Consider the following 23788-nt stretch of genomic DNA (forward strand, 5'->3'; position numbering starts at 1 on the left):
CGCGCCGGGCGGGCACCGTCACGAGGTCACGTACCGCCCTCGGCCTCGCGCCGGGCGTCGAGGCGTTCGCGCTGCGGCTTCACCACGTACGCCGGGTCCTTCGTGGACGCCACGCCCGCCTCGAAGGTCCCGAACCGCTGGAACCCGCTGCCCGCCAGGAGCGCGAGGCCGCCGAGCGCGGCGGCGACCCGGCTGCGGCGGGCGAAGGTGAGCGCGGCACATGCCCCGCCGAGGGTCAGGTACTCCGACGCCCTGCGCATCCGGTGTGCGGCGCCGTGGGTGAACGCCGAGGTCTCGAACTGCGGCTTGCGGTCGATGCGGTGAGCCGCCACGATCTCGATCGCGGCCCCGAGGAGGGCCAGCCGGCGGGCCGGACCCGCCTCCGCCGGCGGGGCGCAGATCATCGCCAGGCCCGCGCCGCTCGCCGCGGCGGAACCCGTGAACACGAACGGCAGCTCCTTGTGGGCCTCGTGCCAGGCCGGTACCGCCGTCTGGGAGAGCAGAACGGCCGTGTACGAGGCCAGCGCGGGCGCGATCGCGGCCGCGGAGACGCCGCCGAGCCGGGCGGCCCACTTCACGGCGGTGGTGAGCCCGGCCCGGTCCAGCCAGGACCTCGGCACCAGTTCGGCGATGCCGGCCAGGGAGCAGCCGGGGCCGTACGACATCAGGATCCAGGTGCCCATCGACATCGGGGAACTCGGCTTCGCCACCCGCATCATGTGGTGGAAGCGCAGCGGCCGGCCGAGGTCGCCGATGAGGAGGTAGCTGCTGGCGAGCAGCGCCCCGAAGCTGCCGACGCGACAGGACCTGCGCATCTCGGGCCGCCCGGTCAGGTCGGCGCCGACGGCCAGCAGGGCGGCGCCCGCCGAGAGGCCGCCGGTGAGGAGGTAGGCGGGGACCTTCCACTCCCATACCGGCGGCTTCAGCACCGGGCGTCCGTAGTAGGACCGGAAGTCCGCGCGCGGGACCATCGACTCCTCGCCACCGCCGCCGCGGTGCTTCCCGCGCCCGCCGCGCCCGGTCATCGGCGGCCTCCCTTGACGAAGACCGCGGCGGACGCGGCCACCATCATCCCGGCGGCCACGGCCGCGTGCTTCCACATGGATCCCAGGTCACGGGTGGTGACGACCGGGTCCGGTGGCAGTCCGTAGACCTCCGGCTCGTCGAGGAGCAGGAAGAACGCGCCGTCGCCGCCGACTCCGTCGTCGGGGTCACGGCCGTACAGCCGGGCCTCGGGCACGCCTGCCTCGTGGAGCTGTTCCAGGCGGGCGTCGGCGCGCTCGCGCAGTTCGTCGAGCACGCCGAACTGGATGGAGTCGGTCGGGCAGGCCTTCGCGCAGGCCGGTTCCAGGCCGCCCTTGAGCCGGTCGTAGCACATGGTGCACTTCCAGGCCCGGCCGTCGTCGGGGCGGCGGTCGATGACGCCGTAGGGGCAGGCGGAGACGCAGTAGCCGCAGCCGTTGCAGATGTCGGGCTGGACGACGACGGTGCCGAACTCGGTGCGGAAGAGCGCCCCGGTGGGGCAGACGTCCAGGCATGCGGCATGGGTGCAGTGCTTGCACACGTCCGACGACATCAGCCAGCGGAAGTCCGTGCGGGTCTCCGCGCCGCTCCCGGCGCCGGGCAGGTCGAAGCTGGGGAAGCCCAGGTCGACCGGTTCCGTGCCGAGTTCGGCGCCGGCCCGCGGGCCCGCGTCGTGCAGCGCCTCCGCGACCACCTCGCGGGTGGTCTCCGTCCCGGACGGCCCGGTGGGCAGGCCGACCAGACCGGAGTCCTGGGCGCCGAGCCGCAGGTCCTGCTCGATGAAGGCGACGTGCCGCCAGGTGCTCGCGCCGAGCGAGCCGGTGTTGTCGTAGGACATGCCGAGCAGGTCGAAGCCGTCCGCCGGGACGTCGTTCCACTCCTTGCAGGCCACCTCGCAGGCCTTGCAGCCGATACAGACGGAGGTGTCGGTGAAGAAACCGACCCGGGGCGGGTGGTCCTCGGGGTAGCCGGCGTCCCCGGCCGGGTCCGCCAGCGGGCCGAAGAAGCTGTTCTCGTGCTCGCTCATCAGGGTTCCTCCGGCCCTTCAGTGGTGGCCGGGCGGCCGTCTTCGGGAGGCGTGTCCGTCCGGTGGCCGTGGGCCGTCACCTCGCTGGTGCCGGTCCTCGTGGTGATGCCCGCCCGGAGCCGGTAGTCCTCGACATAGGCGAGGAGTGCGGGGCCGCGCGGGCGCCGCCCGGGCCGGATGTCGCAGGTGAGCACCTTGCTCTCCTGGATCAGCACGTTGGCGTCGGCCACCACGCCGATCAGGTCGTTGACGACGTCGCCGGTGGTGATGCCGCGGCTGCCCCAGTGGTACGGCATCCAGATCTGGTGGACCGTGTGGCCGTCGAGCCGCAGCGGGGCCAGCCGGTCGGTGACGACCACCGTGGCCTCCACCGCGGTCCGGCTCGTGATCACGTGAGCCCAGTCCATGTGGTGCAGTCCGCGCTCGGCGGCGAGTTCCGGGGACACCTCCACCGTCAGTCCGGGCTGGAGCTCCGAGAGGTAGGGGAGCTGACGGCTCATCGCGCCGGCCGTGTGGTGCTCGGTGTACCGGGAGGCGGTGAACACGTACGGGAACACATCGGTGTGGGGCTCGGGAGGCGAGGGGTTGTACGGGTTGTCGGTGCGCGCGTAGGTCAGCCGGGTCGGGTTGGACTGCTGGGTGTAGAGCGCGTTGCGCAGCGGGGACTCTTCGGGCTCGTAGTGGGTGGGCAGCGGCCCGTCGACCAGGCCGGTCGGTGCGAACAGCGCCGCCTTCCCGTCGCCCATCATGATGAACGCGTCGTCCCCGGTCAGCGCGTCCGTACCGGTCGCTTCCGGCGGCGGCTGGTGGTGCGGCGGCTTGTGCCGCTGGAAGTCGGGGATGTCGTGGCCGGTCCACTCACCGCGGTCCCCGTCCCACCAGACGAGAGCCTTGCGCTCGCTCCACGGCCGGCCGTCCGGGTCCGCGGACGCCCGGTTGTAGAGGACCCTGCGGTTGAGCGGCCACACGAAGCCCCACTGGTTGTCCGTGATCGGGTGCTCGAACCGTGAGGTGCGGCGCCGGGCCTGGTTCGTCTCGTTCGCGAAGACGCCGCTGTAGATCCAGCAGCCGCACGCGGTGGTCCCGTCGTCCTTGAGCTCCTCGTAGGAGTTGACGGTGCGTCCGGTGGTGAGGTCGATGCCGTTGATGTGGCGCAGGACGTCCTCGGCGGACGGTTCGTCCCCCTGTTCCATCGCGTAGTCCCAGGCCAGTTCGAGGACCGGCCGGTCGCGTTCGTCCTGCGACCCCGCCAGCTTCTCCCGGACGATCCGCCCGAGGTGGTAGAAGAACCACAGGTCGGAGCGGCGGTCGCCGATCGGTTCGAGCGCCTGGTCGCGCCACTGGATCATGCGCTGGGTCTGGGTGAAGGTGCCGGACTTCTCGACGTGCGAGGCGGCGGGGAAGAAGAACACCTCGGTCTTGCAGGTCTCGGTGGAGATCTCGCCCGTCTCGATCTCGGGTGCGTCCTTCCACACGGTCGCGCTCTCGATCATCGCGAGGTCGCGGACGACCAGCCACTCCAGGTTGGCGATGCCGAGCCGCTGGAGCCGTCCGTGGGCCGACCCCACGGCCGGGTTCTGCCCGACCAGGAAGAAGCCGTGGACCGTGCCGGCGATCATGTCCATCGCGGTGCGGTAGGTGCCGTGGTCGTCGTTGATCCGCGGCAGCCAGTCGAAGCGGAAGTCGTTCTCCGGGGTGGCCGCGTCGCCCCAGTACTCCTTCAGCAGGGAGACCATGTACGTCCTGGCGTTCGCGAAGTACCCCTTGCGCATCACGTGGCTTACGTCGTCCACGAACTTGGTCAGGCTGGTGTGGGTGACGTTGGGCATCGGCAGGTAGCCGGGCAGCAGGTTGTACAGGGTCGGGATGTCCGTGGAGCCCTGGATGCTGGCGTGGCCGCGCAGCGCCAGGATGCTCCCGCCGGGCCGCCCCATGTTGCCCAGGAGCAGCTGGACGATGGCGCCGGCCCGGATGTACTGGGCGCCGACGGAGTGCTGTGTCCAGCCCACGCTGTAGACGAGCGAGGTGGTCCGTTCCCGGCCGGAGTTCTCGGTCCAGGCGCGGCACACGTCGAGGAACTGCCGCCGGGTGATGCCGCAGACCCGCTCCACCATCTCCGGGGTGTACCGGGAGAAGTGCCGTTTCAGGATCTGGAGCACGCAGCGCGGGTGCCGCATCGTGGGGTCCGTCGCGATCCGGCCGGCGGTGCCGGGCAGCGCCTCGTGACCGCCGGCCGACTGGGCGGGGGTGGCGGAGATGAGTGTGCTGCCCTGCCTGCCGTCGCCCTCGCCGCCGACGCACTCGTACGCCCAGCTGCTGCTGTCGTACTTGCCGGTCTCCGGGTTGTATCCGCTGAACAGGCCGTCCAGGTCCTCGGTGTCCTGGAAGTCCTCGCGCACCAGGAACGTGGCGTTGGTGTAGGCCCGTACGTACTCCTCGAAGTGCAGGTCGTTGGAGAGGATGTGGTTGACGACACCGCCGAGGAAGGCGATGTCACTGCCCACCCTGATCCGCACGTGCTGGTCCGCGTGCGCGCTGGTGCGGGTGAACCGGGGGTCGATGTGGACCACCCGGGCACCGAGCTTCCTGGCCTCGATGACCCACTGGAAGGCGACCGGATGGGCCTCGGCCATGTTGGAGCCCATGATGATGACGCAGTCGGCGTCCGTCAGGCTCTCCGGGGTGTCCGTGGCACCGCCACGGCCGAGCGAGGTTCCCAGACCGGGAACCGTGGCGGAGTGTCAAATGCGCGCCTGGTTCTCGATCTGCAGGGCGCCCAGGGCGGTGAACAGCTTCTTGATGAGGTAGTTCTCCTCGTTGTCCAGCGCCGCGCCGCCCAGGCTGGCGAAGCCCATGGTGCGGCGAAGTGGGTTGCCGTGCTCGTCGGAGTCCTGCCAGCCCCGGCGGCGGGCGTCGAGGACCCGGTCGGCCACCATGTCGAGGGCCGTCTCCAGGTCGAGGTCCTGCCATTCGGTGGCGTACGGGGCCCGGTAGCGCACCTTGTCCTCGCGCTGCGGTCCGGTGACCAGCTGCTTGCTGGAGGAGCCCTTGGGGCACAGGCGGCCGCGGGAGACCGGGCTGTCCGGGTTGCCCTCGATCTGGGTGACCCGCTCGTTTCGGACGTAGACGTTCTGGGCGCAGCCGACGGCGCAGAAGGGGCACACCGAGTGCACGACCCGGTCGGCGTCCTCGGTGTGGGGTGTGAGGGTCCTCGACCGCTTCGACTGGACCGCGCTGCCCCGGCCCAGCCGGTCGGCTCCGGTGATCTGCCGGTACACCGGCCACAGGCCCGCCCACCGTTTCACGCCCATCCGCCCGCTCCTTCGGGTCAGGGCCCCCGACCTCGTTTCCACGCTACCCGCGGGCCGGGCCGCGGCAAGTTCAGGGCGTCGCGGGCCGGGACGGGCGCGGCCGGCCGGGGAGCGCCTCGGTGGACCCGCGGTGCGGGCGGTCGCGGATGCCTCGACGCGTGGTCCAGGTAGATCGGAGCGTCGTCCTGGCCCGGGGCTCCGGCATGTTCGTCATGGTCCCCGCGCATCCGTTCGTTCGCCGACGGAGCCGGGTCCGGCTGTAGCTGCGCCGCCCCGCAGCGTCACATGAAGTTGCGGGTGTGCAGTGCGGACAGGGCCGCCGCCTCGTCGTCGGGGAACCCCAGGCGTGCCAGTCGGTGGCGGCGTCCTTCGTCCATCTCCTTCTGCAGGAGCTGCACCGCCTGCCAGCCGCTGGCGATGTCGGGGGGCGCCCAGGAGCCCGCGGCGAGCAGCACCAGGGAGTCGAAGACGTCCTGGCCGAGTCCCGCGGTGCCGGTCAGCGCGTCGTGCCGCCGCTCCACCGCGGCCCGCAGCCGGCCGTGCAGCAGCGGGTCGGCCGCGGCCCGGTGCTCCAGATGCCCGACGCCGAACGCCACGTGCCGTGCCTCGTCCTGGCGGACCAGACGGCTGATGCGGCGGGTGACCGGGTCGGGGGCGTGCCGCTCCAGGAAGGACAGGAGGTTGAGGAAACTGCCCTCCCCGAGCACGGACAGCAGGAAGGACGCGATGGAGAAGTCCGGTTCGGTCAGCAGGGTCGCCAGGGACGCCCGGCCGCCCACCGAGGAGGTGCCCATCTCGCCGCCGCGCAGTAGCGCCCGCCGGGTGAAGACCTCCACGTGCCGGGCCTCGTCGGCCGCCTGTACCGCGAGGAGTTGGAGCACCTCGCGGAAGTGCGGATGGACCTGGACCAGCAGCCGGCCCGGCACCACCAGGGCGGCCTGCTCGTTCTCCACCAGGTAGGTCATCACCTGGACGACGGCGGTCTCGATCTCGTCGGGCAGGGTGAAGTCCTCGTCCCAGTCCACCGCGCGGTAGGGGTCCCACTGCGAGGTGACCGCCTGCCGGTACAGACGGGGCGCGAGATCGGTCCACGCGACGTCCCTGTCGACGACGGCGAAGGGCACGTCCGGTCCGCCCGCCTCCACCAGCGCTCCGCGCGCGGCGAGGCCCCAGTGCAGGGGCACCCGGTCCGCGATCCCCCCGGCCGACACGCCACCGGCGCGTTCCGCCCCGTGCAGGCGGGCGCCCGCGACGGGCCCCGCCCGCACCCGCGCGACCACCGGCGCCTCCCGCGGGTCCGCGGCCTCCAGCTCGTGCCCCTCATGGCGGCACCAGGCGGCCAGATGGGGCAGGAGCGCCGGATCCGTCCCGAGCACCTCGACCCGTGTTCCGGGCGGTGCCTGCCGCAGGGCGCGGCTCAGCAGCAGCCGCGCGCCCTGCTCGAAGCCGAGCGTGCCGAGGTCGGCCGAGACCGTGCCCGCGGCTGTCACGGCCGGTAGCCGACCGCGGTGATCCGGCCGCTCGCGTCGTAGAAGCCGGTGGCGTCGACGGCCGCGGTCAGCTGGCCGAAGCCGGTCTCCCGGCCGGGCAGCCACCGGGTGAGCCCTTCCAGGTCCAGGAGTCGACGAACCTCGGGATCGCTGTACTTCATGGCGAGCAGCAGCGCCGAGAACCGGTCGCCGAGTTCCTTGTCCAGGGACGGTCCGGCCGCCAGTACGCAGTGGTCGTAGGGCTCGGTGCGCGACAGCAGCCGGGTACCACCGGGCGGCAGGATGCCCTCCTGCCCGAACAGCAGGTGGCCGGCGTCGATCATGCAGGCGGCGTCCGCCTCCCCCGCCATCAGCGCGCGGGCCGCGTCCCGTTCGCCGCCGATGTGGTCGCCGTGCAGGCCCACCCCGGTGTCATGACGGCGTACCTCGAAGTCGGTGCCCGCGACCAGGCCGAGATCGGCCAGGTGTTGCAGCGGGATCAGGGTCGACTGGGGTGAGTCGACCGCGCCGACGGCAACCGTCCGGCCCTTCAGGTCGGCCGTCGAGCGGATCTCGCCGTCCGCCCGGACCACCACCACGGAGGTCAGGTCGCGGTCGGTGTCGCGCATCACGAGCGGTGTCACCTCCGCACCCGCGGCGGCGGCCAGCCGGCGGGTGCGCAGCCAGGCCAGCGGCGAGTGCCAGGCCGCGTCGATCCGCCCGTCGATCAGGTCCTGTGCCTGCCGCTCGTAGTGGGCGTAGAGCACGAAGTCGAAGGGCAGACCCTGCGCGAGGAGCCAGGACCGGAAGCCGGACCAGATGGTCACGACCTTCGGGTCGTAGGCGACGGCGCCGAGGACCAGCTCCTGCATCAGGCCTCCTCGAAGAGCGGCAGGCCCAGTTCCACGCGGCCGCAGAAGTCGTGCAGCGCTTCGGTGGTGGGTGCCATCACTCGGGCCGCGAGGGCGTCCCGGAACCGTCGCTCCACGCCCGTCTCACGGCGGAAGGCGGCGCCGCCGCACAGGAGCATCGCGCCGTCCGCCACCTCGGCGGCGGTCTCCGCGGCGAGGGCCTTGATCTGCAGGACCCGCAGCGTCGCCTCGGGGCGTCCGGTCTCCGTCGCGGTGAGGGTCTCCTCCAGCAGGGCGCGGAGCGCGTCGGCACGAAGTCGCAGCCCCGCGAACCGGTTGCGGGTCATCGACTGCTGGGCCAGCGTCTGGTCCAGGTGCGCCAGGCGGGTGTTGCGAAGGTGCGCGGCGGTGAGACCGAGCAGTGCTTCGGTCACGCCGAGCGAGAAGGCGGCGCTGAGCACGAGGAAGCACGGCAGCACCACTTCCAGAGCGGTGCTCAGGCCCTCCCCGTCGGCACCCAGCAGCGCGGACCGGGGCACCGACACGTCCGTCGCCGACACAGGGCTGGATGCGTTGCCGCGCAGCCCGAACCCGTCGTAGTCGCCCTGTACTTCGAGGCCGGCGCTGCCTGCGGGCACCAGCCACAGCGACATCGGGCCGTCCGCCCGCAGCGGCCTGCTCGACCAGACGTAGCTGTCGGCCTCGCCGGCCGAGGTGACCCAGGACTTCTGCGCGTCCAGGCGCACCGCGTCGGCACCCTCGGGCACGGCGGTGCTCACCGGGGCCCAGAAGTGGCTGCGGGAACCGCGCTCGGAGAACGCCAGGGTGGTCAGATGGCGGCCGGCGGCGATCTCGCGCCGGACGTCCTCGGGGGCGTGCCGGTCGAGGACGGTGACGGCCGAGTAGTGCATGAGCAGCACCATGGCCGTCGACCCGCACGCACCCGCGAGCCGTTCGATCACCTGGGCGGCCTCACGCAGGCCCGCGCCCGCTCCACCGCTCTCCCGCGCGCTGAGCAGCCCCAGCAGCCCGGCCTCGCCGAGCGCCCGGATCCCCTCCCGCGGGAAGCGGCCGGCCCGGTCCACCTCGTCGGCGAGCGGCCCGACCAGGTCACGGATCAACGCGTCGAACGCGTCGGATCGGAGGTTCGGGGGTTCCGTCATGATCGTCTGCACGATTTCGCACCTTGATGTGGAGTGATTGGCAAATGTCCCATTCCTCCGGCCAGTCAAGCATTCCGTCCGGTGCACGCGACGGAGCGCGCGCCGAGCGACCGACCGCAACCGGTGCGACGCGGCGACACGCACATCATCGAGCGCGGGCGCGTGCCACCGCCGGCACGCGCCCGCTGCCGCTCAGGGTGTGTAGACCGTCGGGCGAGGTGCCGTGCCCATCCCGTCGCCGATGAAGAAGCTCGGGTGCGGGGGTTGGTTGTAGGCGGTGTTCTGCCAGGCCAGGGCCGTGCGGTACTGGGTGTCGTGGAGGAGGGTGGTGATCTTCGTACTGGTCTCGTACGGCGTGGAGTAGATGCGCAGGGCCGTGTTGTCCGTCGTCGGCCAGACGGCCTCCTCGCGCCAGTCGCCGAGGATGTCTCCGGAGAGGGACGGGGTCGCCTTGGTGCTGTTGTCGGAGTGCACGCCGGCGCCGGTCAGGAGGCGGGTGTCGGATGCCGTGCCGTACTTGTCTATGTGGGTGTCGTCCAGGAGTTCGCGGACCGGGTCGCCGTCCCACCAGGAGAGGAAGTTGATGCTGGAGGGCTTGCGGGCGGCGACCACCGTGCCCTTCGGATCGCGCACCCCGTCCGCGCGTGACGACCAGGACTCGGCGCCCGCGCTGCCCGCCCAGATGTCACCGGAGACACCCCGGCCGTTGTCGCCGTTGGCGGGAGTGGACCAGATGATCCCGCCGGTCCTGGCGTCCGCCATCCAGGAGGAGGGCTTGGAGCTGTCCTCGTCGACCTTGAACTCCTCCAGGCCGGGGCGGGACGGGTCGAGGTCGCCGACGTGCATGGCGTCGCCGTGACCGTTCTTCGTCGTCCACAGGCCGTTGCCCTTGTCGTCGACGGCCATCGAGCCGTACACGATCTCGTCCTTGCCGTCCCCGTCGACGTCCGCGACGGACAACTGGTGGTTGCCCTGGCCGTCGTAGCCCTTGCCGGTGTTGGTGGAGGAGTTGGTGTCGAAGGTCCAGCGGCGGGTGAAGGCGCCGTTGCGCCAGTCCCAGGCGGCGATCACCGTGCGGGTGTAGTAGCCGCGCGCCATGATCAGGGACGGACGGGAGCCGTCCAGGTACGCCGTGCCGGCGAGGAAGCGGTCGACACGGTTGCCGTAGGAGTCGCCCCACGACGACACCGTGCCGCGGGCCGGGACGTAGTCCACCGTGCCCATCGCCTTGCCGGTCTGCCCGTTGAACATGGTCAGGTACTCGGGCCAACCGATGCGGCGAGTTGGACGACGTCTGCGACCTCGTCGCGCGGTTCGCCTCGGCCCTCGTCAACCGCCGCGGCGAGGAGGAGCTCGAACAGTGGACCGTGGACGCCGAGGCCAGCCGCCTGCCCGAGCCGCGCGGATTCGCCGCCGGCCCGCGCAAGGACTGGGACGCGGTCATGGCCGGCCTTACGCTCCGCTGGAACTCTGGCCCGGTCGAGGGTCACGTCAACCGCATCACGATGCTGAAGCGCCAGATGTTCGGCCGCGGCGAGCTCGACCTCCTCCGCACGCGCATACTCCTCTCGCGGTGAAGACCACGGCGGGCGGTCTCCTCCCTCCCGAACTCCGACCAATCCACTCGGTGCTCGACCGGATGTCGGCAGGAGGTGGCATCTTGTACGCAGTACGTACACCCGTAGAGAGACCGGAGCCTGAGGGTGCTGCCTGCTGTTACCGGCCGCGATGAGTTCGCCGCGCTGGTCATCAGAACCGACTTCAGCGGCGAGCCGGCCTGGCGGTCCGTGTGCACCGAGCTGTCGAGGCCGTGGGGCGACGGCGACTACGAACCTGTCGTCCACGTCGTCGATGACCCAGCCTGGTCCGGCGCGACGGCTCACGACGTGGTCGCTGCCGTGTCCGCGGACGAGGATCTGAGCGTCGTCTTCCTCGCCGACCGCACCACGATGCGGGACCACGACCACTCGCTGCTGGCGGTGGCTGTCCTGACCAGGGACGAGTGCGAGAGTGACGAGGAGTTCGAGGCGTACAGCGGATCGGTCCGCGCTGTTCCCGCCGGCATCCACGACCTCCACGCGAACCTGTCGATCGCGAACCTGGACTTCGCGGACGTCGCCGATGCCGCCCGGCTCGATCCCGCAGGAGTCTTTCGGTCCTTCTAGGGACTTTCCGAATGTCGAGCCTGTGTGACCCAGTCAGACTTCGGGACCGGTGATGCTCGACACGACGGGACAGGCGGCTTTCCCGGAACTCGCGCCCGAGCCAAGGTGGTCTGTCCGGCGGGCGCCGGCCCGCTTTCCGAGGCGGCGGGTGACGATGCCGGTGCCGCAGGCGAGGTCGAGGAGGCGGCCGGGGCGGTCGGGATCAGGCCGAGGACGGCGTCCGCGGCCGCCTCGGCGCGGGGTTCGCCGCCGCGTGTCGCGTCGTAGACCCCGGCTTCGTTGTCTTAATCGAGCACATGGCTCAGTGTGCGCCGTGACCTGGGGCGATGTCCTCCACCTTGCGGGCGAGTTCGAAGTCCAGGGCGGTGACGGCGCCGCCCACGCTGTGGGTGTTCACGGTGAGGGTGACCGTGTGGTACCCGAGGGTGAGGTCGGAGTGGTGGTCGAGCTCGTCCTGGATACGGGCGATGTGCACGACCAGTGCCGTGGCGGCGAAGTGCGAGTCGAGCCGGTAGACGCGGGCGAGCCGGTCGCCGTCCAGCGACCAGCCCGGCAACTCGGCCAGCCGGTCATCGATCTCCTGCTGCGACAGCGGTGCGACGGCCATGGTGCGGCTTCCTTCCCTGAGATGCCCGGAGGCGTGCGTGGGTTCAGCCTGCCACGACCAGGCCCGCCGGGCGCGTGCGCACCGCGGTGCGCGTCGCCTCGCGGTCGGCGCCCTCGACGGGAGCCGCCGGCCCGGCCCGGCCGGCTCCCTCCTCGACTACGGTCGTCCGCATGACCCTTGTCACCGCCGGCCCCGCAGCCTCCCCGCCCGCGCCCGAGGGGAAGGGCGTCGGGCCGCTGCTGCGCGCCTGGCGGGAGCGGCGGCGGGTCAGCCAGCTGGAGCTGGCCCTGCGCGCCGACTCCTCGGCCCGGCACATCAGCTTCGTCGAGACCGGCCGCTCGCGGCCCAGCGAGGAGATGGTGCTGCGGCTGGCCGAGCATCTGGACGTGCCGGTGAGGGAGCGCAACGCGCTGCTGCTGGCGGCCGGTTACGCCCCGCACTACCCGGAGACCCCGCTGGACGACCCGGCGCTGGACGCGCTGCGCGACGGCATGGAACGGCTGATCCAGGGCTACGAGCCGTATCCGGCGCTGATCGTGGACGCCACGTACACCGTGGTCGCCGCCAACCGGGGCATCTCGATGCTGCTGGAGGGCGTACCGGAGTCGCTGCTCGCGCCCGCGCCGAACGCGATGCGGCTGACCCTGCATCCGCGGGGCCTGGCACCGCGGATCCGCAACCTGCGCGAGTGGCGCGGGCATCTGCTGGAGCAGATGCGACGGCAGATCGCGCTGCACCGCTCGGACGCGCTGCGGGAGTTGTACGAGGAGGTCGCCGGCTATCCGGCCCCGGCGGGCGTGGACGACGGCCGACCCGCCGACGCCGTCGCCTGGTTCGCGCTGCCGATGCGGATCGAACACCAGGGGCGGGTGCTGTCGTTCGTGTCGTCGATCTCGACGTTCAACACCCCGATGGACGTGACGGTCGCCGAGCTGGCCATCGAGACGTTCCTGCCTGCGGATCCGGCGACGACCAAGTACCTGCACTCACTGGCAAGTTGATCCAAGAGGTTGCCTCGACCAGGTGTGCGAGGCGGCTTCGCGTGGCACACTGCTCCCCGTACTTGTGCACGTAGGGGAGGCGTGGCGTGAGTGAGCGGCGTGCTGCGCCCACCGTAGGGCAGGTCGTGCTCGGCAAGCGGTTGCAGGAACTGCGGGAGGCCTCGGGCCTCGGCCGGGACGAGGCGGCGCGGGTGTTGCGGGTGGCACAGGCGACCGTACGGCGGATGGAGATGGCCGAGGTCGCACTGAAGATCCCGTACGTCCAGGTGCTGCTGGAGACGTACGGGGTGCCCGAGGAGGAGCACGCCGCGTTCGTGCGGCTGGCCGAGGAGGCCAACCAGCCGGGCTGGTGGCAGCGGTTCCACGACGTACTGCCGGACTGGTTCAGCCTGTACGTGAGCCTGGAGGGCGCGGCCCGGGTCATCCGCTCCTACGAACCGCACTTCCTGCCCGGCCTGTTGCAGACCGAGGCGTATGCGCGGGCCGTCCTGGAGGCCGGGACGATAGGCCACAGCGATCCCACGGCCGTGGAACGGCATGTGTCGCTGCGCCTCACCCGGCAGCGGCTGCTGGAGCAGGACGATCCGCCGCACCTGTGGGTGATCATGGACGAGACGGTGCTGCGGCGCCCGGTCAGCACCGACTGCGGGATGATGCGCGAGCAGGTCGACAAGCTCCTCGCCTTCGTCGAACGGGACCGGATCACCCTCCAGATCGCCGAGTTCGCGAGCGGCCCGCACCCGGGGACGTACGCGCCGTTCACGCTGTTCCGGTTCGCCGAACCGGAGCTGCCCGACATGGTCTTCACCGAGTATCTGACCGGCGCCCTGTACCTGGACTCCCGTGACGAGGTCGGCGCCCATCTGGAGGTGCTGGACCACATGACGGCCCGTGCCGCCTCGGCCCACCGGACCGAGGAACTGCTGCGGGAGTACCGTGACAACCTCTGAGGAGCCAAGACCGTGACCGCATCCGAGCCCGCACCCACGGCCGTCGACACCAGCCGGCCTCATCCGGCCCGGGTGTACGACTGGTGGCTGGGCGGCAAGGACAACTACCCGGTGGACGAGGAGCTCGCCCGGAGGATCCTCGCCGTGGACGGCACGGTGCTGCGCGGGGCACGCGCCAACCGCCGGTTCATGCAGCGGGCGGTGCGCGTCGTCGCCGAGTCCGGGACCCGCCAGTTCCTTGACATCGGCACCGGCATCCCCACGGAACCGAATCTGCACCAGGTGGCGCAGGGCGTCGCACCGGATGCGCGGGTGGTGTACGCGGACAACGACCCGATCGTGCTCCGGCACGCGGAGGCCCTGCTGCGCGGCACGCCCGAGGGCAGCACCGCCTATGTCCACGCCGACGTCCGCGACCCCGACACCCTGCTGGCCCACGCCGCCGAGACCCTGGACTTCGCGGAGCCGATCGCCCTGTCGCTGGTGGCGCTGACCCACTACCTCGACGACGACCCGGACGGCGACGACGTCCACGGCCTGCTGAGGAGGTACGTCGACGCGCTCGCCCCGGGCAGCCATCTGATCCTCTCCCAGGTCACCCCGGACCTCAGCCCCGAGGCCGTGGCGCAGGCGGCCGCGCACTTCCGGCGCAGCGGGACGCCCTTCCACCCGCGTCCGCTGACCGGCTTCCACCGCTTCTTCGACGGACTGGAACTGCTCGGCCCCGGGGTGATCCCGGTCTCCGGCTGGCGCCCGGAGCCCCAGGACGTGGCCCTCCAGCAGGAGGGCATCGTGCCGGTGTACGGAGCCGTGGCCCGCAAGGTCTGAGTCGTTCGGTCGCTCCGGACCGGCGACGCCTCCGGATGTCCTGGACAGGTGACCTCGTACGGCTCGGCCGGGTGACCCGTTCGGATCGTCTGGACAGGTGCGTTCCCGCGCCCGCCCCTAGCGTCGAAGCGAAGGGTGAGCAAGGGAGCGCAGGTGACCGACACGCAGACACCTCCCAGGGAGCCCGGTGCGGCGCTCCTCGGTGCCGCCCGGTTCTTCCGCCCCGGCGCGCCCGCGCCCGATCTGCACAGTGTGGCCCTGACCGGCGGCCGGGAGGCGGACGCCTTCTACCGGGACCGCTGGAGCCACGACAAGGTCGTGCGCTCCACGCACGGCGTGAACTGCACCGGCTCCTGCCGCTGGAAGGTGTACGTCAAGGACGGGATCATCACCTGGGAGACCCAGGAGACGGACTACCCGTCGGTCGGCCCCGACCGCCCCGAGTACGAGCCGCGCGGCTGCCCGCGCGGTGCCGCGTTCTCCTGGTACACGTACTCGCCGACCCGGGTGCGGTATCCGTACGTCCGGGGCGTGCTGCTGGAGATGTACCGGGAGGCGAAGAGCCGGCTGCGGGATCCGGTGGCCGCCTGGGCGGACATCCAGAACGACCCCGAGCGGCGCCGCCGTTACCAGCGGGCGCGTGGCAAGGGCGGTCTGGTGCGGGCCACCTGGGACGAGGCGGTGGAGATCGTCGCCGCGGCGCAGGTGCACACCATCGCGGCCTACGGCCCGGACCGGATCGCCGGCTTCTCGCCCGTCCCGGCGATGTCGATGGTGTCCCACGCGGCCGGCGCCCGCTACCACGCCCTCATCGGCGCCCCGATGCTGTCGTTCTACGACTGGTACGCCGACCTCCCGGTGGCCTCGCCGCAGGTCTTCGGCGACCAGACGGACGTCCCGGAGTCCGGCGACTGGTGGGACGCCGCCTATCTGATGATGTGGGGTTCGAACGTCCCGGTGACCCGCACCCCGGACGCGCACTGGATGGCGGAGGCCCGTTACCGCGGCCAGAAAGTGGTGGTCGTCGCCCCCGACTACGCGGACAACGCCAAGTTCGCCGACGAGTGGCTGCACCCGCACCCGGGGACGGACGGCGCGCTGGCCCTGGCGATGGGCCACGTAGTCCTGAAGGAGTTCTTCGTCGACCGGGAGACCCCGTTCTTCGCGGACTACGTACGGAAGTTCACCGACCTGCCCTTCCTGATCACGCTCACCGAACGGGACGGCGCGTACGTGCCGGGCAAGTTCCTGCGCGCCACCGATCTCGGGCGGCAGGGCGAGGGCGCCGAGTGGAAGACGGTCGTCCTGGATGCGACGTCCGGCCGCGCGGTCGTCCCCAACGGCTCCCTGGGCTTCCGCTGGACCGACACCGGCAAGGGCCGCTGGAACCTCGAACTCGGCGACATCGATCCGCTGTTGAGCCTGTACGGGAGTGAGTTCGCGAGCGGGGTCGAGGTGCTGCTGCCGCGCTTCGACACGGACGGCGGCGAGCACGGACAGGGCCGCGGGGAGGTGCTGCGGCGCGGGGTCCCGGCGACCCGGCTGGGCGGCGCGGACGGCCCGCTCGTGACGACGGTGTTCGACCTGCTGGTGGCGCAGTACGGGGTGTGGCGGCACGGCCTGCCGGGCGCCTGGCCCGCGAGCTACGAGGACGCGGGTACCGCGGGCACCCCCGCCTGGCAGGAGCGGCACACCTCGGTCCCGGCCGCCAAGTGCGTGAAGATCGCGCGGGAGTTCGCGCGGACCGCGGAGCGTTCCAAGGGCCGCTGCATGATCCTGATGGGCGCGGGCACCAACCACTGGTTCCACTCGGAGACCATCTACCGCACCTTCCTGGCCCTGCTCCAGCTGACCGGCTGCCAGGGCCGCAACGGCGGCGGCTGGGCGCACTACGTCGGCCAGGAGAAGTGCCGCCCGGTCACCGGCTGGGCCACTCTGGCCTCCGCCGACGACTGGTCCCGGCCGCCGCGCCAGATGATCGGCACGGCCTACTGGTTCCTCAACACCGACCAGTGGCGCTACGACCGTTTCGGCGCCGGCGTCCTGGCCTCGCCGCTCGGTGAGGGCAGGTTCGCCGGGATGACGGGTGCGGACTGCCTGGCGCTGTCGGCCCGTTCGGGCTGGATGCCGTCGTACCCGACCTTCGACCGCAACCCCCTGGAGCTGGGCGGGGTGTTCGGCGACCCGGTGGCCAGGGCGGTGGCCGAACTCCGGGCGGGGACGCTGAAGTTCGCCTGCGAGGACCCGGACGCCCCGGAGAACTGGCCGCGGGTCCTGACCCTCTGGCGGGCCAACCTGCTGGGCTCGTCGGCGAAGGGCGCCGAGTACTTCACCAAGCACCTGCTGGGCACGCACTCCTCGCTGCGCGCCGAGGAGGCGGCCCCGGCCGAGCGCCCCCGTGACGTGACCTGGCGCAAGGAGGCGCCCGAGGGCAAGCTGGACCTGCTGCTCTCGCTGGACTTCCGGCAGACCTCCTCCACCCTGCTGTCGGACGTCGTACTGCCGGCCGCCACCTGGTACGAGAAGCACGACCTGTCGTCCACCGACATGCACCCCTACGTGCACTCGTTCACCCCGGCCGTGGACCCGCCCTGGCAGGCGCGCACCGACTTCGACACCTTCAAGGCACTGGCCGAGCGGCTGAGCCAGCTGGCCGTGCGCCATCTCGGGGTACGCAGGGACCTGGTGGCCGCGCCGCTCCAGCACGACACCCCGGGCGAGATCGCCCAGCCCGGCGGGGTGGTGCGGGACTGGAAGCGCGGGGAGTGCGAACCGGTGCCCGGGGAGACCATGCCGAACCTGGTCGTGGTCGAACGGGACTACACAGCGATCGGCGGAAGATTCGCGGCACTCGGACCCCTGGTGGAGCAACTGGGTCTGCCCGCCAAGGGCATCGCCCTCAGGCCGGACCAAGAGGTCGCGCATCTGAAGGAGTTGAACGGCACCGGCTTCGAGGGCCGCCCCTCCCTCGACACCGCGGTCAAAGCGGCGAACACCATCCTGGCGCTGTCCGGCACCACCAACGGCCGGCTCGCCACCCAGGGCTTCCGCACCCTGGAGCAGCGCACCGGACAGGAGATGGCCCACCTCGCCGCCGAGCACGAGGGCAAGCGGGTCACCTACGCCGACACCCAGGCGGCGCCGGTCCCGGTGATCACCTCTCCGGAGTGGTCGGGCAGCCAGTCCGGCGGCCGCCGCTACACGGCGTTCACCCTCAACACCGAGCATCTCAAGCCCTGGCACACGCTCACCGGCCGCCAGCACTTCTTCCTCGACCACGACTGGATACACGAACTGGGCGAGGCGCTCCCGGTCTACCGGCCACCGCTGGACGTGCACCGGCTCCTCGGCGAACCGCGCCTCGGCCCGGACGGGCAGCGGGAGGTGACGGTCCGTCATCTCACCCCGCACGACAAGTGGTCGATCCACTCCGAGTACCAGGACAACCTGTTCATGCTCGCACTCTCCCGGGGCGGCCAGAACATCTGGATGTCCCCGCAGGACGCGGACGCGATCGGGGTGTCGGACAACGACTGGGTCGAGGCGGTCAACCGCAACGGCGTGGTCGTGGCCCGTGCGGTCGTCTCGCACCGTATGCCACCCGGCACGGTCTACATGCACCACGCGCACGAGCGCACGGTCGCCGTCCCGAAGACGGAGACCACCGGCATGCGCGGGGGCATCCACAACACGCTCACCCCGCTGATCCTCAAGCCGTCCCATCTGATCGGCGGTTACGCGCAGCTCTCGTGGGCCTTCAACTACCTGGGCCCGACCGGCAACCAGCGCGACGAGGTGACGGTGATCCGCCGCCGCGGCCAGGAGGTCGAGTACTGATGCCCCGTGACGGAGTCACTATCGGACGCTGCATGGCCCAGATCGCGATGGTCATGAACCTCGACAAGTGCATCGGCTGCCACACCTGTTCGGTCACCTGCAAGCAGGCGTGGACCAACCGGCCGGGCATGGAGCACGTCTGGTTCAACAACGTCGAGACCCGGCCCGGCCAGGGCTATCCACGCCGTTACGAGGACCAGGAGACCTGGCGCGGCGGCTGGGAGCTGAACCGGCGCGGCGCGCTGAAGCTCAAGGCGGGCGGCCGGCTGCACAAGCTCGCCGGGATCTTCTCCGACCCCAGGCTCCCGGAGATCAAGGACTACTACGAGCCCTGGACGTACGACTACACGAACCGCACCGACGCCCCGCTCGGCGACGACTACCCGGTGGCCCGGCCGGTCTCCCAGCTCGACGGCAAGCCGATGAAGATCGAGTGGTCGGCGAACTGGGACGACAACCTGGCCGGCGCCCCCGCCCACGGCGACCTGGACCCGATGGTCGAGCGCACCCGCCGGCAGGCCTCGGACAAGGTCAGGTTCGAGTTCGAGCAGACCTTCATGTTCTATCTGCCACGCATCTGCGAGCACTGCCTCAACCCGTCGTGCGTGGCCTCCTGCCCGTCCGGGGCGATGCACAAGCGGGCCGAGGACGGCATCGTCCTGGTCGACCAGGACCGGTGCCGGGGCTGGCGGATGTGCGTGACCGGATGCCCGTACAAGAAGGTCTACTTCAACCACGCCACCGGCAAGGCCGAGAAGTGCACCCTGTGCTACCCGCGCCTGGAGGTGGGGCTGCCGACGGTCTGCTCGGAGACCTGCGTGGGCCGGCTGCGCTATCTCGGGGTGATCCTCTACGACGCCGACCGGGTGACGGCGGCGGCCGAGACCAAGGACGAGAAGGCGCTGTACGAGGCCCAGCTGGGCGTCTTCCTGGACCCGGAGGATCCGGCGGTGCGGCAGGCCTGCGAGGAGGCGGGCATCCCGTACGACTGGCTGGAGGCGGCCCGCCGTTCCCCCGTGTACCGGCTGATCCACACCTACCGGGTGGCTCTGCCCCTGCACCCGGAGTACCGCACGATGCCGATGGTCTGGTACATCCCGCCGCTGTCCCCCGTCGTGGAGGCCCTGTCCGAGACGGGCCACGACGGCGAGGACGCCCAGAACCTCTTCGCCGCGATCGACACCCTGCGGATCCCCCTCGCCTACCTGGCCGAGCTGTTCACGGCGGGCGACACCGCGCCGGTGCGGGCGTCCCTGGAGAAGCTGGCCGCCATGCGCTCCCATATGCGGGCGCTCAACCTCGGCGAGGAGCCGGACGCGCGGATCTGCGCCGAGGTGGGGATGACCGCTGCGGAGATCGAGGCGATGTACCGGCTGCTGGCGATCGCCAAGTACGAGGACCGGTATGTGATCCCGACCGCGGCGGCCGGCGACGCACGCCGGCTGGAGGAGTCCGCGCTCCCGGACGGGTGCAGCCTCGACCACGACGGCGGCCCGGGCATGGGCGGCGACGGACCCTTCGGCCAGGACTCGGGCCGGAAACTGCTCCCCCTGGTGTCGGTGGAGAACTTCCACCTGCTGCGCAGACGGCAGACCGCCGACACCCCGGACGAGGCTAAGGAGGCCTGATGTCCACGGACGCGGTGTTCTACCAGGCGGCGGCGCTCTGCCTCACCTACCCGGACGACGACTTCGTCGCCCGGCTGCCGCTGCTGCGCGAAGCGGCCCCGCAACTGCGGGAGTTCACCGACCATGCGGCGGTGACCCCGCCGCAGGAGCTGGCCGCGCACTATGTGCAGGTCTTCGACTTCAAGAACCGGCACAGCCTCTATCTCAGCTGGTGGCACGACGGCGACACCCGCCGCCGGGGCATGTCCCTGGTCCGCTTCAAGGACGTCTACCAGGCGTACGGCATGGAGTTCACCGGCGAGGAGCTGCCGGACTTCCTGCCCGCGGTCCTGGAGTTCACGGCACGCACCGGCAACACGGACCTGCTCACCGAGCACCGTGACTGCCTGACCGAACTCCGGCGCAGGCTCACCGACTTCGGTACCCCTTATGCGTGCGTGCTGGACGCGGTCTGCGCGGCCCTGCCGACGGCACGCACCGGAGCCCGCCCATGAGCATCCTCCTGTGGGGCGCCCTGCCCTACGTCGCGTGCGCGCTGCTCGTCGCCGGCCTGGTCTGGCGGTACCGCTACGACAAGTACGGCTGGACGACCCGCTCCTCCCAGGTCTACGAGTCGAAGCTCCTCAACGTCGCCTCGCCCGTCTTCCACTACGGTGTCCTGTTCGTCCTGGCGGGCCATCTCATCGGCCTGTTCGTCCCGATGTCCTGGACACACGCGATCGGCGTGAGCGAGCACACGTACCACCTGTTCTCCCTGTACGGCGGCACGGTGGCGGGCGTTCTCGCGGTGACCGGCCTGGCCCTGCTGATCTACCGCCGCCGCACCCGGGCACCGGTCTTGCGCGCCACGACGGCCAACGACAAGGTGATGCACCTGTTCCTGGTGGCCGCGCTCCTGATGGGCATGACCGCCAAGCTGAGCCGCATCTCCGGAGACGGCTACCACTACCGCGAGACGATCGCCCCCTGGGCCCGCAGCCTCTTCACCCTCCAGCCGAAGACGGCCCTCATGGCCGGCGTCCCGGTCCTCTACCAGATCCACGCAGTCATCGGCATGACGCTGATCGCCCTGGTTCCCTACACCCGCCTGGTCCACATGTTCAGCGCCCCTCTCCAGTACCTCTTCCGCCCCTACGTGATCTACCGCACCAGAGACCCCCACCAACTGGGCCCGCGCCCGGAACGCCGGGGCTGGGAGACCACCCGCCGCTGACTCCCAGCCGTCCCTCTCGCCCAGTCCCCCTCGCCCACGCGCCCCCCTCGCCCACGCATCCCCCTCGCCCACGCGCCCCCCTCGCCCACGCATCCCCCTCGCCCGCGCGCCCCTCTCGCCCACGCGTCCCCCTCGCCCGCGCGTCCCCCTCGCCCGCGCGTCCTTCCGGCCGTACGCACCCTTCCGGCCACCGCTCACCCTTCCTCCGCCGCGGCGGCGATCAGCCACGACGGCGGATCACGGCGGTGCCTCACCCGGCCGCACCCCTCTCGTCGTCCACGATCTCCGCGTCCACCACGCCCTCCTCGCCGGCCTCGGACGGCCGCTGTTCCTCGGCCGACCCGCCGGAGGCACCCGCGTACATGGCCTGGCCCATGCGCTGGCTGACGGTCGCCAGTTTCTCCACCCCCTGGCGCAGCTCCGCGGTGTCGGCGTTGCGGTCCAGCAGGGTCTTGAGCTCGGTGATCGCCGATTCCACGTCGGTCTTCGTGTCGGCCGGTACGCGGTCCTCGTTGTCGCGGATGAACTTCTCGGTCTGGTAGACGAGTTGCTCGGCCTGGTTGCGGGTCTCGGCGGCCTCGCGGCGGTTGCGGTCCTCCTCGGCGTACTGCTCGGCCTCCCGCATCATGCGGTCGATGTCGTCCTTGGGAAGGGCGGAGCCGCCGGTCACGGTCATCTTCTGCTCACGCCCGGTCGCCAGGTCCTTCGCCGAGACGTGCATGATCCCGTTCGCGTCGATGTCGAAGGCGACCTCGATCTGCGGTACCCCGCGCGGTGCCGGCGGCAGGCCGGTGAGGTCGAAGACGCCGAGCTTCTTGTTGTAGGCCGCGATCTCCCGTTCGCCCTGGTAGACCTGGATGCCCACCGAGGGCTGGTTGTCGGCGGCGGTCGTGAAGATCTCCGAACGCCGGGTCGGGATCGTGGTGTTGCGCTCGATCAGCCTGGTCATGATGCCGCCCTTGGTCTCGATGCCCAGGGACAGCGGGGTGACGTCCAGGAGCAGGACGTCCTTGACGTCGCCGCGGATGACGCCTGCCTGGAGGGCGGCGCCGACCGCCACCACCTCGTCCGGGTTGACGCCCTTGTGCGGGTCCTTGCCGGTGAGTTCCTTGACCAGGTCGGTGACGGCGGGCATCCGGGTCGAGCCGCCGACCAGGATCACATGGTCGATCGCGGACAGCTCCACGCCCGCGTCCTTGACGGCCTGGTGGAACGGCTTCTTGCAGCGGTCCAGCAAGTCCGCGGTCAGCTCCTGGAACTGAGCCCGCGTCAGCTTCTCGTCCAGATGCAGCGGGCCCTCGGCGGATGCCGTGATGTACGGCAGGTTGACCGAGGTCTCCGTGGACGAGGACAGCTCGATCTTCGCCTTCTCGGCGCCCTCGCGCAGCCGCTGCAACGCCATCTTGTCGTTGCCCAGATCGATGCCGTACTGCCCCTTGAAGCGTTTGACCAGGTGCTCGACGACCCGCTGGTCCCAGTCGTCGCCGCCCAGGTGGGTGTCGCCGTTGGTGGCCTTGACCTCGATCACGCCGTCGCCGATCTCAAGGAGGGAGACGTCGAAAGTTCCGCCCCCGAGGTCGAAGACGAGGACCGTCTGCTCCTCGCCCCGGTCGAGGCCGTAGGCGAGCGCCGCGGCGGTCGGCTCGTTGATGATCCGCAGCACCTTCAGGCCGGCGATCTCTCCGGCCTCCTTGGTGGCCTGCCGCTGTGAGTCGTCGAAATACGCGGGTACGGTGATCACCGCGTCGGTGACGTCCTCGCCGAGGTACGCCTCGGCGTCCCGCTTCAGCTTCTGCAGCACCCGCGCCGACAGCTCCTGGGCCCGGTACCGCGTGCCGTCGACGCTCCCGCTCTCCGGGAACCGCCAGGCACCGTCGCCCATGTGCCGCTTCACCGAGCGCGCGGTGCGGTCCACGTTGGTCACCGCCTGCCGCTTGGCGACCTCGCCGACCAGCACATCGCCGTTCTTCGCGAAGGCCACCACCGACGGGGTGGTGCGCGCCCCCTCGGCGTTGGCGACGACGGTGGGCTCACCGCCTTCCAGGACGGCCACCACCGAGTTCGTCGTACCGAGGTCGATCCCGACCGCACGTGTCATGTCCGTCCCCTTCCGCCCAGGGCACTTCCCCGACTCCAGCACAAAACTTGAGCGGGCCGTTGTCAATGCCGGGTACCCCGTGAACGACGATGCCGCGCCCCCAGGACGGGGACGCGGCATCCGAAGGGGTACGACGGTCAGGCGAGCTTCGCGTCCAGGGTGATGGTGGTGCCGGCCAGGGCCTGGCTGACCGGGCAGTTCTTCTTGGCGTCCTCGGCGGCGGCGGCGAAGCCGGCCTCGTCCAGACCGGGCACCGTGCCCTCGACGGTCAGGTGGATCCCGGTGATGCCCTCACCCGGCTGGAACTTGACGTCGGCGGTGGTCACCAGCCTGGTGGGCGGGGTGCCGGCCCCGGCCAGGGCGTGCGAGAGGGCCATGGAGAAGCAGCTGGAGTGGGCGCCGGCGATCAGCTCCTCCGGGCTGGTCTTGCCGTTCGCCTCCTGGGAACGCGAGGCCCACGTGACCGGCTGCTGGCCGATACCGGAGGAGTCGAAGGTGATGACACCGTTGCCCTCGAGGAGGTTGCCTTCCCAAACGGTGTGTGCGGTGCGCGTGGTGGCCACGGTTGTTCCTTTCGGCGTACGAAGGCGAATGAACCGGTTTCGCTGCCTCCCATC

General features: G+C 71.1%; 19 protein-coding genes and 2 pseudogenes. 9 read left to right on the forward strand and 12 right to left on the reverse strand.

What is annotated here, in order from left to right; all coding sequences use genetic code 11:
* Positions 1 to 26: 26 nt before the first annotated feature.
* The 7 genes and pseudogenes from nrfD to AB0D59_RS37810 form a co-directional block, all read right to left on the reverse strand.
* Positions 27 to 1025, reverse strand: coding sequence for an NrfD/PsrC family molybdoenzyme membrane anchor subunit (gene nrfD / locus AB0D59_RS37780; protein WP_362575317.1), 999 nt, complete (start codon positions 1023 to 1025; stop codon positions 27 to 29).
* The gene (locus AB0D59_RS37785; protein WP_362575319.1) at positions 1022 to 2050 is read right to left on the reverse strand and encodes a 4Fe-4S dicluster domain-containing protein; all 1029 of its coding nucleotides are present in this window, start codon (positions 2048 to 2050) and stop codon (positions 1022 to 1024) included. Before AB0D59_RS37785 ends, nrfD begins: the two co-directional genes overlap by 4 nt.
* Positions 2050 to 5361, reverse strand: a complete 3312-nt coding sequence (gene fdh / locus AB0D59_RS37790) for a formate dehydrogenase (RefSeq protein WP_362575321.1) — start codon at positions 5359 to 5361, stop codon at positions 2050 to 2052. The genes AB0D59_RS37785 and fdh overlap by 1 nt, the downstream gene beginning before the upstream one ends.
* A 281-nt stretch (positions 5362 to 5642) precedes the next feature.
* Entirely contained in the window at positions 5643 to 6851 is a 1209-nt protein-coding gene (locus AB0D59_RS37795) for a ferritin-like domain-containing protein (RefSeq protein ID WP_362575323.1), read from the reverse strand.
* Entirely contained in the window at positions 6848 to 7702 is an 855-nt protein-coding gene (locus AB0D59_RS37800; protein WP_362575325.1) for a PhnD/SsuA/transferrin family substrate-binding protein, read from the reverse strand. Before AB0D59_RS37800 ends, AB0D59_RS37795 begins: the two co-directional genes overlap by 4 nt.
* Positions 7702 to 8856 (reverse strand): acyl-CoA dehydrogenase family protein, encoded by a 1155-nt coding sequence (locus tag AB0D59_RS37805; protein WP_362575327.1) that lies wholly within the window; start codon positions 8854 to 8856, stop codon positions 7702 to 7704. Before AB0D59_RS37805 ends, AB0D59_RS37800 begins: the two co-directional genes overlap by 1 nt.
* A 180-nt stretch (positions 8857 to 9036) precedes the next feature.
* Positions 9037 to 10110 (reverse strand): annotated as a pseudogene (locus tag AB0D59_RS37810) (rhamnogalacturonan lyase); the annotation flags it as partial.
* 17 nt (positions 10111 to 10127) lie between these two features.
* On the opposite strand from AB0D59_RS37810, the gene AB0D59_RS37815 reads away from it, so the two are divergent.
* Both AB0D59_RS37815 and AB0D59_RS37820 read left to right on the forward strand, forming a co-directional pair.
* Positions 10128 to 10421 carry a transposase gene (locus tag AB0D59_RS37815; protein ID WP_362575329.1) on the forward strand — a complete coding sequence of 98 codons (294 nt, stop codon included), beginning with the start codon at positions 10128 to 10130 and terminating at the stop codon, positions 10419 to 10421.
* Positions 10422 to 10547: 126 nt separating this feature from the next.
* Complete coding sequence (locus AB0D59_RS37820) at positions 10548 to 11009, forward strand: hypothetical protein (RefSeq protein WP_362575331.1); 462 nt, start codon at positions 10548 to 10550, stop codon at positions 11007 to 11009.
* A 138-nt stretch (positions 11010 to 11147) separates the two neighbouring features.
* Here the strand turns inward: AB0D59_RS37820 and AB0D59_RS37825 are convergent.
* The 3 genes and pseudogenes from AB0D59_RS37825 to AB0D59_RS37835 form a co-directional block, all read right to left on the reverse strand.
* Positions 11148 to 11305: pseudogene (locus tag AB0D59_RS37825) on the reverse strand (SAM-dependent methyltransferase); the annotation flags it as partial.
* Between the two features lie 5 nt (positions 11306 to 11310).
* The gene (locus tag AB0D59_RS37830; RefSeq protein ID WP_362575332.1) at positions 11311 to 11616 is read right to left on the reverse strand and encodes a 4a-hydroxytetrahydrobiopterin dehydratase; all 306 of its coding nucleotides are present in this window, start codon (positions 11614 to 11616) and stop codon (positions 11311 to 11313) included.
* A 43-nt stretch (positions 11617 to 11659) separates the two neighbouring features.
* Positions 11660 to 11788: a hypothetical protein gene (locus AB0D59_RS37835; protein ID WP_362575334.1), complete on the reverse strand. Its 129-nt coding sequence runs from the start codon at positions 11786 to 11788 to the stop codon at positions 11660 to 11662.
* Between AB0D59_RS37835 and AB0D59_RS37840 the strand changes: the two genes are divergently transcribed.
* The 7 genes from AB0D59_RS37840 to narI all read left to right on the forward strand — a co-directional run bounded on the left by AB0D59_RS37840 (position 11787) and on the right by narI (position 21073).
* A complete protein-coding gene (locus AB0D59_RS37840; protein WP_362575336.1) occupies positions 11787 to 12617 on the forward strand; it encodes a helix-turn-helix transcriptional regulator in 831 nt (276 codons plus the stop codon). The genes AB0D59_RS37835 and AB0D59_RS37840 overlap by 2 nt on opposite strands.
* A gap of 86 nt (positions 12618 to 12703) precedes the next feature.
* Positions 12704 to 13567, forward strand: a complete 864-nt coding sequence (locus AB0D59_RS37845) for a helix-turn-helix transcriptional regulator (protein WP_362575338.1) — start codon at positions 12704 to 12706, stop codon at positions 13565 to 13567.
* A gap of 12 nt (positions 13568 to 13579) precedes the next feature.
* Positions 13580 to 14395, forward strand: coding sequence for an SAM-dependent methyltransferase (locus tag AB0D59_RS37850; protein ID WP_362575340.1), 816 nt, complete (start codon positions 13580 to 13582; stop codon positions 14393 to 14395).
* A gap of 153 nt (positions 14396 to 14548) precedes the next feature.
* Positions 14549 to 18232: a nitrate reductase subunit alpha gene (locus AB0D59_RS37855; protein ID WP_362575342.1), complete on the forward strand. Its 3684-nt coding sequence runs from the start codon at positions 14549 to 14551 to the stop codon at positions 18230 to 18232.
* A 32-nt stretch (positions 18233 to 18264) separates the two neighbouring features.
* Positions 18265 to 19860, forward strand: a complete 1596-nt coding sequence (gene narH / locus AB0D59_RS37860; protein WP_362575344.1) for a nitrate reductase subunit beta — start codon at positions 18265 to 18267, stop codon at positions 19858 to 19860.
* A complete protein-coding gene (gene narJ / locus AB0D59_RS37865; RefSeq protein ID WP_362575346.1) occupies positions 19860 to 20354 on the forward strand; it encodes a nitrate reductase molybdenum cofactor assembly chaperone in 495 nt (164 codons plus the stop codon). Before narH ends, narJ begins: the two co-directional genes overlap by 1 nt.
* Positions 20351 to 21073 (forward strand): respiratory nitrate reductase subunit gamma, encoded by a 723-nt coding sequence (gene narI / locus AB0D59_RS37870; protein WP_362575348.1) that lies wholly within the window; start codon positions 20351 to 20353, stop codon positions 21071 to 21073. Before narJ ends, narI begins: the two co-directional genes overlap by 4 nt.
* Positions 21074 to 21323: 250 nt before the next feature.
* On the opposite strand, the gene dnaK is transcribed toward narI, so the two are convergent.
* Together dnaK and AB0D59_RS37880 are read right to left on the reverse strand one after the other, a co-directional pair.
* The gene (dnaK, locus tag AB0D59_RS37875; protein WP_362575350.1) at positions 21324 to 23171 is read right to left on the reverse strand and encodes a molecular chaperone DnaK; all 1848 of its coding nucleotides are present in this window, start codon (positions 23169 to 23171) and stop codon (positions 21324 to 21326) included.
* Between the two features lie 137 nt (positions 23172 to 23308).
* A complete protein-coding gene (locus AB0D59_RS37880; protein WP_362575352.1) occupies positions 23309 to 23734 on the reverse strand; it encodes an OsmC family peroxiredoxin in 426 nt (141 codons plus the stop codon).
* Positions 23735 to 23788 lie beyond the last annotated feature (54 nt).

Source organism: Streptomyces sp. NPDC048417 (genome assembly GCF_040651615.1).
In the GTDB taxonomy this organism is placed as follows: Bacteria; Actinomycetota; Actinomycetes; order Streptomycetales; family Streptomycetaceae; genus Streptomyces.